11 protein-coding genes are annotated in these 13,994 nt (G+C 71.8%); 3 read left to right on the top strand and 8 right to left on the bottom strand.

All coding sequences use genetic code 11. The features are described 5' to 3' along the window. Window positions 1-316: 316 nt before the first annotated feature. Entirely contained in the window at window positions 317-1,426 is a 1,110-nt protein-coding gene (locus tag NL1_RS33640; protein ID WP_067848357.1) for a helix-turn-helix domain-containing protein, read from the bottom strand. A gap of 161 nt (window positions 1,427-1,587) precedes the next feature. On the opposite strand from NL1_RS33640, the gene NL1_RS33635 reads away from it, so the two are divergent. Continuing rightward, the gene (locus NL1_RS33635) at window positions 1,588-3,039 is read left to right on the top strand and encodes an FAD/NAD(P)-binding protein (protein WP_067848354.1); all 1,452 of its coding nucleotides are present in this window, start codon (window positions 1,588-1,590) and stop codon (window positions 3,037-3,039) included. Between the two features lie 28 nt (window positions 3,040-3,067). Here the strand turns inward: NL1_RS33635 and NL1_RS33630 are convergent, their stop codons facing one another. Together NL1_RS33630 and NL1_RS33625 are read right to left on the bottom strand one after the other, a co-directional pair. Beyond that, window positions 3,068-3,985: an NADP-dependent oxidoreductase gene (locus NL1_RS33630; protein WP_067848350.1), complete on the bottom strand. Its 918-nt coding sequence runs from the start codon at window positions 3,983-3,985 to the stop codon at window positions 3,068-3,070. A 126-nt stretch (window positions 3,986-4,111) separates the two neighbouring features. Then, window positions 4,112-7,384: an ATP-binding protein gene (locus tag NL1_RS33625; RefSeq protein WP_067848346.1), complete on the bottom strand. Its 3,273-nt coding sequence runs from the start codon at window positions 7,382-7,384 to the stop codon at window positions 4,112-4,114. A gap of 115 nt (window positions 7,385-7,499) precedes the next feature. On the opposite strand from NL1_RS33625, the gene NL1_RS33620 reads away from it, so the two are divergent. Beyond that, window positions 7,500-8,147, top strand: coding sequence for a hemerythrin domain-containing protein (locus NL1_RS33620; protein ID WP_067848343.1), 648 nt, complete (start codon window positions 7,500-7,502; stop codon window positions 8,145-8,147). Window positions 8,148-8,278: 131 nt separating this feature from the next. Further along, entirely contained in the window at window positions 8,279-8,704 is a 426-nt protein-coding gene (locus NL1_RS33615) for a DUF4267 domain-containing protein (protein WP_067848340.1), read from the top strand. Window positions 8,705-8,731: 27 nt separating this feature from the next. On the opposite strand, the gene NL1_RS33610 is transcribed toward NL1_RS33615, so the two are convergent. The 5 genes from NL1_RS33610 to NL1_RS38370 all read right to left on the bottom strand — a co-directional run. Next, window positions 8,732-9,154, bottom strand: a complete 423-nt coding sequence (locus NL1_RS33610; RefSeq protein WP_067848337.1) for an EF-hand domain-containing protein — start codon at window positions 9,152-9,154, stop codon at window positions 8,732-8,734. A 121-nt stretch (window positions 9,155-9,275) separates the two neighbouring features. After that, window positions 9,276-10,202, bottom strand: coding sequence for a tRNA pseudouridine(55) synthase TruB (truB, locus tag NL1_RS33605; protein ID WP_067848335.1), 927 nt, complete (start codon window positions 10,200-10,202; stop codon window positions 9,276-9,278). Next, the gene (gene npt / locus NL1_RS33600; RefSeq protein WP_067848332.1) at window positions 10,202-10,870 is read right to left on the bottom strand and encodes a 4'-phosphopantetheinyl transferase Npt; all 669 of its coding nucleotides are present in this window, start codon (window positions 10,868-10,870) and stop codon (window positions 10,202-10,204) included. Before npt ends, truB begins: the two co-directional genes overlap by 1 nt. A 28-nt stretch (window positions 10,871-10,898) precedes the next feature. Beyond that, window positions 10,899-11,855 carry a metallophosphoesterase family protein gene (locus NL1_RS33595; RefSeq protein WP_156095167.1) on the bottom strand — a complete coding sequence of 319 codons (957 nt, stop codon included), beginning with the start codon at window positions 11,853-11,855 and terminating at the stop codon, window positions 10,899-10,901. Between the two features lie 163 nt (window positions 11,856-12,018). Beyond that, a partial coding sequence (locus NL1_RS38370) for a SaeA-related protein (protein ID WP_479687432.1) occupies window positions 12,019-13,994 on the bottom strand: 1,976 nt, incomplete at its 5' end.

The raw sequence follows: 13,994 nt of genomic DNA, 5'->3' as shown, positions 1-13,994 counted from the left end.
GTGGTCGCGCCCACGCTCACCGTGGCGCTCGGCGCCGGACGACCCGCCTCGTCGGCGTCCCGGCCGCACCCCGCCACGAGCGCGAACACCGCGCACACCACCCCGACGATTCCCACCGCACGCATCGCCCAAGCCTCCAGATCGAGCCGCTGTTATCGACGTATCGACCGGGAGGAAGGTGCGTTAACGCAGGTCAACCGGGCTGTACGGGGTGTTATCGCGGTGCGTCACACCTGTGACCGGACCGTGCCGTACCGGGGTCCGCACCGCCCTGCACGACTCCGACGCCGCCGGGACTCGAGCGATCGGCCGGGAACTAACTTGCGGCATCGAGGACGCGCACCGTGGCGGCGGCCGCGAGGGGTTCGCGGTGTTCGGTGAAGAGTTTGGCGACCAGTTCGCCGCGGCTGGTGACGCCGACTTTGTCGAAGACCGACTTGAGGTGGTCGCGCACCGTGTGCGGGGAGAGGAACAGCCGCGTAGCGATGTCGGCGGTCGGCAGGCCGCGGGCGACGAGTTCGGTCACCTCGAGTTCCCTTGGGGTGAGCTCGTAGGCGGCCACGATCAGCTCGGCCACCTCCGCGGGCTTGGCGGGCTCGATCACCAAAGCCGTTGTGCCCGTGTTCCCTTCGGCGTCGCGCAGGCAGGTCGCGTGGCACACCAGCCAGCGCCCCGCGGTGCTGCGCACCCGGATCCGCGAGGCCGCGCCGGTGATCCGGGCGCGGCCCGCCGTGTTGAGAATCCAGACCGGCAGCGGCAGATCGATGCCGAGCGGGGTCGGCGCGGCCGGACCGGGCGGCATCTCGGCCAGCAGGTCGCGGGCCTCGTCGTTGAGGGACAGCAGCTCGCCGCCCGCGCCGAACAGCAGCAGGCCGGGTGCGGTGGCGAGGACGGACGGCGGCGTCACGCCGGGGCGCGCGAAGGCGCGCAACCGCTGCGCCATCGGCGTGCCGAGGGCTTGGACCAGGGCGATGTCCTCGGCGCGAAACGGCGGCCTGCCGCGCTCACGAAACAGGCTCAGCTGTCCCCACGGCTGTCCGTCCACCCGGAACACCGCGCGCAACTCGTCGTCGAACCCGCGCGGAAGCATGAAACTGCGGTACAGCGGGCTCAGCGTCGGCCGATCCCCCGTCACCTCCCGCAGCCCGGCCACCGGGACCTTCGCCAGCGCCAGATCTCGGAACAGATTCACGTGTTCGGCGAAAAGCTCTGACTCCCAGTAGGTTCCGCAGCCGCCCTCGTGCAGGTTCTCCACCCGCACCGGGGCCGTGGTGAGCCCGTTGACCGGATCGGTGGCAACCCACACGGCGGCGTCGAACGGTGCGATCCGCCGCAGGCGTTCCGAGGTTCCGGCGAACAGTGCGTGCGCGTCGGGCGCCGTGGTGATGCTCGCGAGCAGCGCGTCGAGCGCGGTCGTACCGGTCATGTGTGCCATTTTCGGCCGCCGGTCGCGCGCCCGCCATCCCGCATATGAGGGGTGAGCGCCGAGCCGCGCCCGGTGCCGCAGAACCCCTCGATCGCGGGATTTTCCACACCGCCGAACCCCTCGACGCTGGGTGTCGTCTCACACGAAACCGAAGGAGCCCCATGCACATCGGAATCATCGGAGCGGGCACGGCGGCCGTCGCGCTGCTCGACGCGCTCGCCGTCGCGGACGACAAGCCGAGCGGTGTCACCGTGTTCGACGGCGCGCCCGCCCTGTGGCGGGGCCGCCCGTACCAGCCGGACCTCGACGCGGTGCGGGTGAACGCGCCGCCGCCCATCATGTCGGTGCGAGCGGGCGATCCCGGGCACTACCAGCGCTGGCTGGCCGGGCGCGAGGTGGCGGACTACCTCGACGAAGGGCTGGGTCAGCCACTCGTCCCGCGCGCGATCTACGGCGAGTACCTCGAAGACACCGCGCGGGACGCGATGGAACGGCTGGGCCGCGCGGGCTGCCCCGTCCGCGTCGTGCGCTCGGCCGTCACCGGATTCTCGCGCGACGGGCGCGCCGTACTGCACACCGCGGGCGGCGATCACATCCCGGTGGACCGGGCCGTCCTGGCGGTCGGCGGCGGCGGTCCGCGCGACCACTACGGGCTCACCGGCACACCCGGTTACGTGAACGAGCCCTATCCCCTCACCCGCACCCTGGCCGGACTCCCCGCGGACCACCACGTCGCCGTCATCGGCAGCGGCCTGACCGCGGTGGACATCGCCGTCGCCCTGACGGCCAACGGGCACACCGGACCGATCTCGCTGCTCTCGCGCAGCGGCAGGCTGCCCTTCGTCCAGCAGCGTCCGGTCCGCCTGAACCCGGTGCACTTCACGCCCGCGGCCGTGCGGGATGCGGCCGCCGAGCACGGCGATCTCCGCTTCGCCCATCTGGTTTCGCTCCTGCGCACCGAACTCGCCGCGCTGGGACAGGATTTCGACACCCTCGCCGCCGAGATCACCGGCGCCGAGGATCCGGTCACCGGCCTGCGCCGCCAGCTGGACGAGGTCGACGCCCCACACCACGGACGCCGCCTGCTGGCCATGGTCATCCGTACCGTCGGTCCCACCGCGTGGCCGCTGCTGGCGCAGCCGGACCGAGAGATGCTGCGCACCGGTCACTTCCGCACCATCAACAGCCTGAGCTCGCCGATGGTCCCGCACAACGCGCGCATCGTGCTGCGGCTGCTCGATACGGGACAGCTGCGGTTGCGCGCGGGCGTCACCAAGATCGAGGCGCGCACCGGCGGCGGTTTCACCGTGCACGACGCGCGACACTGGCCCGCGGACACCCTGTTCAACGCAGTCAACCCGCCCGCCTACACGACGCCCGCGGCAGCCCAACCGCTGATCGGCGCGTTGCTCACCGCGGGCGCCGCCGAACCGCACCCGGCGGGCGGCCTGCGCGCCGAACCGGGCACCCGCCGCCTGCTGGTCGGCGACGCGCCCGATCCGAGCTGGCACGTGCTCGGCAATCTCGCGGCCGACTCGATGTTCATCGCCACCAACCCACCGGGGCTGGCGGCCGAGGCGGCGGGACTGGTCCGAGAACTGTTCGGCGAGTGACGAGCGGAGTTCACGGTGGCCGAGTCGGTCAGGGCTCGAGAACGTAGCGACCGCGCACTCCGCCTTTGGCCACGGCCCGGTGGGCGTCGGCGGCCTGGGACAACGGCACGACCGCATGCACTCGGGCAGGCAACCGGCCGGACGCGGCGCGGGCCAGCAGCTTCCCCAACCGAGGACCGTCCGACTGCGTCACCAGCGCGTTCACCGTGATCCCTCGCTCGGCCGCAGGCACGATATTGGGCCGGACGCCGACGAAAGCTCCGCCGTCGCGAACCGGGGTCAGGCCCCACACCTGCTGCGACGTGGTGTCGACGACCGCGTCCCAGCCCGGCTCGGCGTCCGTGACGAAGTCGGCGCCGAGACCGCGGACGAACTGCTCGTCCGCGGCTCGGGCCAGACCGGTCACCCGCCAGCCTCGGTCAGGCGCGAGCGAGGCCACATTGGCCCCGATCGCACCAGCCGCACCGGTCACCAGCAACCGGTTGCCGTCGGCGGGCGCGTCGCCGAGGAAGTCGACGATTTGCGCCGCACCCAAGCCGTTGAGCGGCACCGTCGATGCCGCGACCAGGTCGAGGCCGTCGGGCACCACGGCGAGATCGGCGGCGGGCACGACGAGTTGTTCGGCATAGGTGCCGAAATCGCGGTCGAAACCGAGGACGACACCGGCGACCCGAGTGCCGACGGCCAGGTCCACGCCCGGACCGGCGGCGAGCACGGTGCCGGCGAAGTCCCAGCCCAGGCCGGTGTGGGCGGGTTGGTCGATCATGCCCAGCTCGTGGAAGAAGCCGCCGACGACCCCGAGGTCGGTGGGGTTGACCGGCGCGGCCGCGACCGCGACACGGACCTCGCCGGGGCCTGGCTCGGTGCGGGGGACATCGATGATCTCGATCGAGTCGGGTCCGCCCGGTGTGCGGACGACGGCGGCCCGGAAGGTGGGTGTGCTCATGTCTCGCTCCTCCATCAGTTCTGTTCCGATGAGCTCGAGACTGCTCCCGGGGTTTTGGAAAGCACTTGGAGGCGAATTGGAGCGCTGGAAGCGGCGGGCGGCGGCACACCGACGCCGATCTCGCTTTCAGCGTTGCCGAGGAGGCGAAACATGGACGCCGAGAACACGATCGGCGTGTGTTCGGGCGTCGGCGGACCAGTGGGGGGCGTTCCACAGGTCCGCGATGACAGCGGCCCGGGCGAAGTGGGCGGCGGCCTCGTCGTCCCGGCCGAGGAACAGGGCGAGTTCGCCGAGCGTGTGGGCGACCGGACGCAGGGCCAGCGACACACTCGCCGCGCCCGCCGGGGGACCGTCTCGGTGCGGGAGCAGGTCCGCGTAGATCTCCTCGGCCGCGTCGCGGTCGTTCGAGGCGACGAGCGCCATCGCGCGCAGGCTCGTCAGGAAGGTGAAGAAGAAGTCGGGCCGGATCGGGCTCGGTGACATGCGGGCCCGGCGTGCCTCGTCGCCGCGGCCGACGGCGTGGAGGGCGAGCGTGAGCAGGTCGGCGCCCATCGGACCGAGCGCCTCATGCAGAGCGCGCACGTCGTCCAGGTGGTCGCCGAGCGTGCCGTCGTTCAGCCAGATCGCCGCCAGCGCGAGGCGGAGGAAGCCGGTGGCGTGCACCGATCCGGCGCGTTCCATGCGTTCGGTGGCCTCGGTGTAGAGGCGCTCGGCATCGGCGAACCGTCCCTCGATGAGCACCAGCGTCGCGAGCGCGATCTCGGCGGCACCGGTTGCCTCCGGCATCCGGTAGGCGCGGGCGAGGTCGAGCGCCTCCCCGGTCACGCGGCGCATGGTCGCCGGGTCGTTGGCCGCGGCGGCGTTCGCGGCCTGGTTGAGCAGCCCTGTCACGCGGTAGACGGGAAGGTCGTGCTCGACGCCGATCTCCACCAGCTCGCGAGAGAACTCCTCCCGGCCGGAGTCGCGGGCGAGGACCAGCAGCGCCGCGGCCCGGAGGCGGGGAGAGGTGGCGAGGTCGAGCGCTTCCCGCGCCGCCGCCATCACCGTCGGATCGTCCTCGCCCACCAGCTCGTGGGCGTACGCGATGAGGAGGTGGGACCGCACGTCGGGGGCTAGGCCGGTCCGCTCGAGCAGGCGGCTGAGGCGGTCGACGATGGGACGGTCGACCGTGCCGTACATGCGAGCCTGCCAGGGGGTGGGCTCGGTCCAGGCGGTGAACGCGGCGATCATCAGGTCGTCACGGCCGATCGACTCGGCGTACTCCACGGCCTGCTCGCGCGTGTGCCTGGCCGCAGCGAAGGCCCCGGCCCTGACTTGCGCGCGCAGCAGCCTGCCGAGCAGGCCGACGCGCTCGTCCGGTTCGGTGGAGTTGGTGACGGCGTCGGTGAGGAGCGCGGCCGCCACGTCGTAGGCATAGCGCGCCTCGGCCAGCTCGGCGGCGCGCACGCAGTAGCCGACGGCCTTCGGCGATCCCGCGCGCGCGTAGTGATGGGCGAGTGCCGCGATGTCGCCGGAGCCTTCCAGGGCCGCGGCGATCCGGGCGTGCATCCTGGTGGTCCGCACCCGGCTGACATCGGTGACCAGCGTGTCCCTGACCAGCGCGTGCACGAACCGGACACGCCCGGGCCCTGGCTCGTCGAGCAGTCCGGCGATGACGCCCGCGTCCAGCGCGTCCAGCACGCCGTCCTCGTCGGTGTCGGCGGCCCGCACGAGCACCTCCACCGAGCTTTCCAGGCCGGCCACCGCCGCCAGCCGCAGGACGGACACGCCGCTTTCGGGGAGCCTTGCGAGCCGGCGCCGCAGCACGTCCCGGACGCCCTCGGGGACCTCGGAGAGCGCGATCAGCGCGCCCTCGCCGTTGAGCAGCCGCGCGGTCTCTCGCACATAGAACGGGTTGCCGCCGGTCCGCTCGGCGATCCCGGTCACGGTCGCGTCGCTGGCCTCGCACTCGGCGCGTACGAGCTCCGCGACGGCGTCGCGATCGAGTCCGGGCAGGTCCAGTCGGAGGGGCGCGGTGCGGGCGAGGGAAGCGAGCGTTGCGGTGAGGTGCTCGCTTTCGTCCGCGCGGTACGCCGCGACGACCAGGATAGGGGCCCGCGTGCCGACGCCGCCGCCGAGCAGTTCCAGCGTGGCGGCGTCCGCCCAGTGCAGGTCGTCCAGGACGATGGCGACCGGACGGTCGGCGGCCACCGCCGAGAGCCAGGTCCACACGGCTTGCCGCAGCCGGAACCGCCCGGCCGCCGCGTCACCGTTCACCGGCGCGGAGTCGCAGAGCAACGGTGCCAGGTCGTCGGCGAACTTCCCGGGCGGAACGCTCACGGCGACCGTCCGCAGGACCTCGACCCATGCCCATGCGGGCGGCGCGCTGTCCACGTCGGGACAGCGCCCGGCGGCCACGAGCCACCCGTCCTGTCCGAGCTGCGCACCGAGTTGCTCGAGCAGGGTCGACTTGCCGAGCCCCGCCTCCCCGGTGACGAGCGCGACGCGCACCCCATCGGTGGCGGCCTCCCCCGCGGCCGCCACCAGCGCCGCAAGCTCGCTCTCCCGGCCCACGAACGTTGTCGCGCCTGGCGCATCGTTCGGCGGCGGCGCGGTTGCCTGGGACCGGGGTGCGTCCGCTGGGGGCGGGGGGACAGCCGCGCGGAGGACGTCCGTGCGCTGGGAGAGGATCGCCTCTTCCAGGGCCACCAGGTCCGGGCCGGGGTCGAGGCCCAGCTCGTCGGCGAAGGTGGCGCGGGCGCGGCGGAGCGCGGCCAGGGCGTCGGCCTGGCGGCCGTTGCTCCACAGCGCGAGGGCGTGCAAGCGCCAGCCCTCCTCACGCAGGGGATGGTCGCGAGTGAGGCTCTCCGCATCGGGCACCACCGTCGCGGGGTGACCGAGCCGCAGTCCCGCCGCGATGTGCAGTTCGCGGGCGACCAGGCGCAGCTCGTTGAGCCGGGCGGTCTCGGCGACGGCCCACGGCTCGTCGGCGACCTCGGCGAACGCGGGTCCCCGCCACAGCGCCAGCGCCTCGTCCAGCCGGACGCGAGCGTCACGGGGATCGGCGAGCGTGCGGGCCTGGTCGAGCAGCTCCTCGAAGCGCCATGCGTCCACCGCCTGCTGCGGCAGCCGCAATGCGTAGCCGGGCGACGCGCTCACCAGCAGGCGGGCCGGTGTCCGCGGCGGGCGGCCGGGTTCCAGCAGGCGGCGCAGGTTGGACACGTACGCCTGCAACGAGGCCAGAGCGCGCGACGGCGCTTCGCCGCGCCACAGGTCCTCGATCATCCGGTCGACCGGTACGACCTGCCCGCGCGCGGCCACCAGCAGGGCCAGCACGCCGCGCTGCCGCGGTCCGCCGAGGGGAAGGGGTTCGCCGCCGGCCTCGGCCGCGAACGAGCCCAATACCCGGATGAAGACCATGACGTGGCACATCGTACGCGCGGCTGCGTCAAGCGTTCCAAGTCGGCTCCTAGTGCCTTCCAAACCCCCGGGAGCAGTGTCGAGCACATCGAAAACCGTTGAAGGGCAGGAACAGATGAGCGTCAACACCCAGGACATGGAGATCGTCCACCGCGCCTTCCGTCGCGAGTCACGGCTGCTGATGCAGCTCGTCGCGGCAGTCGCCCCGGGTGACACCGCGCGCGCCGAGGTGATCGCCGACCACTTCCGCGACTACCGGCTGGGACTGAAGAACCACCACGAGGGCGAGGACGAACTGCTGTGGCCACGGCTGCTGTCCCGGGTCGATCTGGGGGCAGACATCATCCTGCGCATGCAGGCCCAGCACGAGCGCGTCGAAGCCACACTGACCAGTCTGGACGCCGCGGTCGCGGCGTGGGAGACCACGGCCGGAGCCGACGAACGTGACACCCTCGTAGCGGTCCTCGCCGATCACCGGGCGGTCTTGCTCGAACACCTCGACGACGAAGAGGCCACTCTTCTTCCCCTCGCGGCCGAGTACATCACCGAAAAGGAATGGGCTTCCCTGGGCGGCCATCTGGTGGCCAACACGCCAAAGCCCACCCTGCTCACGCTCTTCGGCCTCGTCCTGGAGGACGCCAACCGGGCGGAACGCGCGATGCTCCTCGGCGGCCTCCCCGCACCGGTACGCGCCATCTGGCACGTCATCGGTCGCCCCCGCTACGCCCGCCACATTCGCCGCGTCCGCGCGGTCCGACCCTGACCATCCCGCACGAGGTCGATCACGGCCTGACCGGCCCTCCCGAAACCCTTCCTCCGCACGGTCGCTCTGCGGACCGGCCTGCGGTCGCCACCCAACGGAATCCCTCCGACGACAAACTGAGGAGAACAATCATGACGAGATATCGCTTGACCACCCTGCTGGCCGTGATCTCCGCGGCCGCACCGTTGTACTTCGGGCTGAGCTTCCTGCTCGATCCCGGTAGCGCCCCCGATGGTTACGGCATCGAGCCGTGGCCGACCGGCAACGCGGACGGCTACTTCGTCGTCAAGGGCGTGCGCGACATCGCAGCCGCGGCCGTCATGTTCCTCCTGCTCGGCCTCGGCCTGCGTCGTGTTCTCGGCTGGGTCGTGCTGATCAACGCCGTGATACCGACCGGCGACGCACTGGCGGTGGTCACGCACGGCGGCACCGCGGCAACGGCGCTGACTGTGCACGGCTCGGCATTGGCGTTCGTCGTACTGACCGCCGCACTCCTGCTGACGGAGCGACCGCAAGCCGCGGAACCCGCCGCCACCGGTGACACGTCCCGTAGCTAGCGCCCAGGGTTGAGCGCGCGGCCCGGGTCAGCGCGCGAGTTCGTCCAGCAGAGAGCGGAATTCGCCCGGCGAGAGGTAGCCGTCGCCGTCTCGATCGGCGGCGGCGAGCAGATCGGCGGCGGGGACGTCGATGCGGCCCGCGCCGACGTGGCGGATGAGGGATTCGAGTTCCTCGACGGAGATCCGCCCGTCGCCGTTGGTGTCGAAGACACGGAACGCGGCGTCGGCGTCGGTCACCTCCAGACGCCCGGTCACCAGGGCCGCGTCGAATTCGGCCTTGGAGACCAGGAAGTCGCCGTTGGTGTCGGCGGCGGCGACCAGTCGCTCGATCGCGTCGACGTCGACTTCCAGCCCGAGCGCGCGGATACCGTCGGTGATGTCCTGCACGGAGACGAGACCGTCGCCGTCGCGGTCCCACAGCTCGAACGTATCGACCGGATGTTCACTCATGCCCACTGCCTTCCCACGGCCGCCGACGATTTCGGACGACGAACCCACGACCACTGTACGGTTCGGGCTCGGTTCCCTTGTCGGCGTGGGCGTTCGGCGTAGCGACGGGGCGCGGCCCGCGTCAGTCCACCAGTCCGCGGGGACGGATCACGAAGACCGGCGAGGAGCGCTTGCCCTTCTCCTCGAGCAGTGCGATGGCCGTGCCGTCGGCGGTGAGCGCGGCGTGCACGCCCGCGATGCCGATCGGGTCCAACCATCGTCCGTTGCGCAGCGACTCGGCTTCGCGGTCATCGATCGTGCGATGCGGGAAGGCGATTCGGACGGCCGCATCGATGCCGAGATTCAGGGTGGCGTCCTCGGCGAGCCGGTCCAGTGTCCTGGCGTGTTCGAGGGTGAAGGGGCCGACCCTGGTGCGCCGCAGCGCGGTCAGATGGCCGCCGACTCCCAGCGCGGCGCCCAGATCGCGGGCCAGCGCGCGTACGTAGGTGCCGGACGAGCATTCGACAACGACGTCGAGATCGACGAACTCGCCGTCCGAAACATCGCGGCGGGCAAGCACATCGAAGCGAGACACAGTCACCGGCCGGGCGGCCAGGCGCACCTCCTCTCCCGCGCGGTGGCGGGCGTAGGCGCGTTCGCCGTTCACCTTGATGGCGCTCACGGTGGCGGGCACCTGGTCGATGTCACCGGTCTGCGCCGCGGTCTGCGCGGCGATGTCGGCGTCGGTGAGGTGCAGCGCGGAGACGGTTGCCAGGGTCTCGCCCTCGGCGTCGTCGGTGGTGGTGGACTGGCCGAGCCGGATGGTGGCGGTGTACGCCTTCGTGGTGAGGGTCAGCAGGCCGAGCAGCTTGGTGGCCCGTTCGACGCCGAGCACCAGCACGCCGGTCGCCATCGGGTCGAGCGTGCCCGCATGCCCGACCTTCTTGGTGCGCAACAGCTTCCGGCACTTGGCCACCACGTCGTGGCTGGTCCAGCCGCCGTCCTTGTCGACGATCAGCAGACCGCCGAGCACATCGGGCCGCTGCGCCTGGGGGGTCGGTTCGGTCATCAGACGTGCGCAATCGCGGTCAGGATCAGCCCGTCGGCGATCAGCCAGCGCCCGTCGAACGAGATCAGCGGCAACCCACCGTCGTTGGTCTGGCCCGGCACCAGCAGCTCGCTGCGGAACGTGCCCGACCCGGTGCCGTCGGCGTTCTCCTCGACGGTGAAGGTGATGTGCGCCTCCTCGAAACCGAGCCAGCGGGTGGTCAGCGGGAACCACGCCTTGTAGGTGGCTTCCTTGGCGCAGAACAACAGCCGATCCAGATGCAGGCGAGAATCGGTGTCGCGCAACCAGTCCCGCTCGGCGGGCAGGCTCACCGAGTCGAGCACGCCGTCGGGCAGCGCACCGTGCGGCTCGGCATCGATGCCGATCGAGCGGAAGCGCATCTTGTGCGCCAGCGCCGCGGCGCGATAGCCGTCGCAGTGCGTCAGGCTGCCGACGATGCCGCGCGGGAATACCGGAGCTCCCCGCTCACCCTTGCCGATCGCGACCGGCGGCTCGCCGAGCTCCTCCAGCGCCAGCCGCGCGCAGTGGCGGGCGCCGATGAAATCGCGACGCCGCTTCTCCACCGACTTCGCGATGAGATGCTCTTCGGCCGGATGCGGCTTCAGATCCTCCGGATACGCCAGCAGCTCGGCCGAAGCGACCCCACTGGGCAGAATGTTCTCGATCATCGGCTCCGAGCCTAGTCGAGGGGCCGGATCAGACACCGCGGCGGCGCTGGGCCTTGCTGCGCATCTCGGCCGCGGCCGCCTCCATCTCGGGGGTGACCTTGAAGTGGCCACCCCACTTGTTCAACGTGCCCGGCGGGTACTCCGGGGCGGGCAGGATCTGGCGCAGCAGCTTGTCCGGCAGGCCGCGGCGCTGCCATTCGCGCGGATAGCCGAGCGAGACCTCCTCGAAGCGCACGCCGTCGTAGTAGGAGGTGCGCGGAATGTGCAGGTGCCCGTACACCGAGCACACCACGTTGTAGCTGGTGTGCCAGTCGGCGGTCAGATCGGTGCCGCACCACAGCGCGAACTCCGGGTAGAACAGCACGTCGGTGGGCTGGCGCACCAGCGGGAAGTGGTTGATCAACACCAGCGGCGTCTCCGGCGGGAGCGCGTCCAGCTTGCGCTTGGTGACCTGCACTCGGGCGTGGCACCAGGCGTCCCTGGTCAGGTACGGCTCGGAGGAGAGCAGGAATTCGTCGGTGGCGACCACATTGCGCTCGCGGGCGATGGCCAGGCCCTCGGCCTTGGTGGTGGCGCCCTCGGGGAGGAACGAGTAGTCGTAGAGCAGGAACATCGGGGCCAGCGTCACTGCGCCGCCGTATTCCTGGCTGCCCTCGCCGGTCCACACCGGGAACGGATCCTCGGGCGTGACGACGTCCAGGTCACGGCAGATCGACACCAGGTAGTCGTAGCGCGCGACGCCGTGCATCTGCACGGGATCCTTCGCCGTGGTCCACAGCTCGTGGTTGCCGGGCACCCAGATCACCTTCGCGAACCGGCTGCGCAACAGTTCCAGCGCCCACCGGATGTCCTCGGTCTTCTCCCCCACGTCCCCGGCCACGATCAGCCAGTCCTCCGGCGAGTCCGGCTGAATCTGCTCCACGATCGGCCGGTTCCCCTGGTGCCCGACGTGGACGTCGCTCACCGCCATCAACTTGGGTATCACCAGACCCACCTTGTCACATTCGAGGCGGCCACCGGCCGCCCGCCTCCACCGATACGATTCGTCTCCGATCGAAACGCGGAAGATGTCAGCGGCATTCCTCAGCGGATGCCACTGTCGTGGCGCGGCGCGGTCGCTCCATCGGCGGCGGCGAGCCGACGCTCGGTTACGCATGCGTCCAGTGAATCCGGGTGCCCGGCGCGAACCCTGCCGCCACGGTGAGTTTGCCGTTGGGCTCCCGGCGGCACGACGCCACAGCGATGTGGCAGGGACGCGTCAGATCCGGTGGAACCCGCACACCGCCGTCGATCTCGTACCGCATATTGGTGACCTTCCACGCGCGTGCACCCGGCTCGTCCGGTGCGACGGGCGGACGGTCCGGCCGCGCCACGACCATCACCTCGGTGATCCCCGTGGGCCACTCGAAGGTCAACAGACCCGCACGCTCGGCCAGGCCGGTGACGACCGGGATGCCGCTCGGCATCGGATCGTCCTGCACGACCGGCGACATGGTCGCTGCGCCGCCCGAACCGGACGCAGGCCCCACGGGGAACTCGGCAGCATCACCGGGCCGATCACCGAAGCTCGCCGATGGTCCCGGCTGCGCGCCCGGGTCGGGCCGAGCCGAACCCGGCGATGCCCCTTGCTCCGCAATCGGATCGGGCGGAGCAACCCTGCCCGGATCGGCTGCCGTGCGTGGCTCGCTCGCCGGGCCGGGCAAGCCGTCGGCCTGCCCCATCGCGTGATCCGGCTGCGTCTCCGAACCGGGCTGCACCGAAGCCTGCGGCGACACCCGAGGCGGCCGGGCGGCGGCCGAACTGTGCGGAACAACGCCGCCCGGCTCGCTCGCCGTACCGGGAAGACCGTCGGCACCTTGCCGAACCGTGGGATCTTGCTCTGCCACCGGTCCGGTCCGATCGACCTGCCCCCGATGCCAGGACTGGTCGCCCGAGTCCGGCTGCACCGGGTAGGGGTCCTGCCGCGAGCCCGGCTCGGTTGCGCCGGATTCAGCCGTCGGAACAGCGTGGGTGGCTTGGCCGTACACATCCGCCGGAGCAGGCTGGCTCGGGGCCGACCAGCCGGAGCGGTCGACCGAATCGGGCTGGGCCGCGCTTCCAGGATCGACGTCTGCGCCGATCGTCGCCCGGGGCTGAGCCTTCGGACCCGCATCGGCGGCTTGGCCGTGCCGATCCACCGGAGCGGTATGGCTCGCCGAGGCTGGTTGGTCGACCGACTCCGGCGGCATCACCGACGCGGAACCGGCTGGGTCGGCAGAGCCCGCGTGGCCCACCGAATCGGGCTGGGCCGCCCGTCCGGGATCGGCACCCGCGCCCGGCTCGATTGCGCCGGTCTGAGCCACCGGAACCGAGTGGGCCGCCTGATCGTGCCCGTCCGTCGATGCGGACTGGAAGGCTGGAAACCGCTGCGGCTCAGGGGCGGCGTCCGACCGCGTGGTTTCGGAGTAGCGCCCGGACGTCGCGGCGGCGACGGCGTAGACCGGGGTTTCGCCGGGCGGCGCTCCCCCGTCTTCGAGTTCGGTGCCACGGGTACGGCCGACCACGCGCCACGAACCGTCCGGCTGGAGGCGGGTGACGCGGTAGTCCACGCCGTCGGCCGAGGCGGGTGACCAGACCACCTGCACGGAACCGTTCGCCATGCGGGTGGCCGTCACGCGGCCGGGGGCGGGGACGGGGGTCGCGGCCAGCGCCTCGCTCGCGCCGGGATGGTCGAGGCATGCGGCTTGCGCGGCGTGCAGGGTGCGGGAGCGTTCGGTGGACGGTCCCGCCGCCGCGGCGGCGACCAGTCGGTCGGCCTCGGCGACGGCCCGCTCGGCTTCGGCGAGCAATTCGTCGAGGCCCGCGGTGGACCCGGTGGGCGGCGGCACGTCGGCGGCGACGCGATGCAACTGCCGGAGATGGTCGAGCGCTTCCACATAGCGTTTGGCCGCGGTCGCCGCGAGGGCGACGCGCCAGTGCCGGGCCGCCTCGGCGAGCACCCGTTCCACGTTGTCGGATACCGAGCGGATGGGCGTCGTGCCGTCGTTGTGCGGATCCAGGCCCCTGGCCTCGGCGATGTGACGCGCGGCCTCCTGCGGACGGCCGCCGCGCAGCGCGGCCCGCGCGGCCTTGAGCGGCTCCTCCC

The organism is Nocardia lijiangensis NBRC 108240 (assembly GCF_001613045.1).
GTDB classification, from domain to species: Bacteria; Actinomycetota; Actinomycetes; order Mycobacteriales; family Mycobacteriaceae; genus Nocardia; species Nocardia lijiangensis.
The sequence above is the reverse complement of the archived record's forward strand: the minus strand, read 5'-3'. Positions and strand labels throughout refer to the sequence as shown.

What these genes read in the sequence shown, in the direction of transcription:
- NL1_RS33640 (WP_067848357.1), bottom strand. Translation starts at nt 1,426, where the DNA reads ATGACCGGTACGACCGCGCTCGACGCGCTGCTCGCGAGCATCACCACG.
- NL1_RS33635 (WP_067848354.1), top strand. Translation starts at nt 1,588, where the DNA reads ATGCACATCGGAATCATCGGAGCGGGCACGGCGGCCGTCGCGCTGCTC.
- NL1_RS33630 (WP_067848350.1), bottom strand. Translation starts at nt 3,985, where the DNA reads ATGAGCACACCCACCTTCCGGGCCGCCGTCGTCCGCACACCGGGCGGA.
- NL1_RS33625 (WP_067848346.1), bottom strand. Translation starts at nt 7,384, where the DNA reads ATGGTCTTCATCCGGGTATTGGGCTCGTTCGCGGCCGAGGCCGGCGGC.
- NL1_RS33620 (WP_067848343.1), top strand. Translation starts at nt 7,500, where the DNA reads ATGAGCGTCAACACCCAGGACATGGAGATCGTCCACCGCGCCTTCCGT.
- NL1_RS33615 (WP_067848340.1), top strand. Translation starts at nt 8,279, where the DNA reads ATGACGAGATATCGCTTGACCACCCTGCTGGCCGTGATCTCCGCGGCC.
- NL1_RS33610 (WP_067848337.1), bottom strand. Translation starts at nt 9,154, where the DNA reads ATGAGTGAACATCCGGTCGATACGTTCGAGCTGTGGGACCGCGACGGC.
- truB (WP_067848335.1), bottom strand. Translation starts at nt 10,202, where the DNA reads ATGACCGAACCGACCCCCCAGGCGCAGCGGCCCGATGTGCTCGGCGGT.
- npt (WP_067848332.1), bottom strand. Translation starts at nt 10,870, where the DNA reads ATGATCGAGAACATTCTGCCCAGTGGGGTCGCTTCGGCCGAGCTGCTG.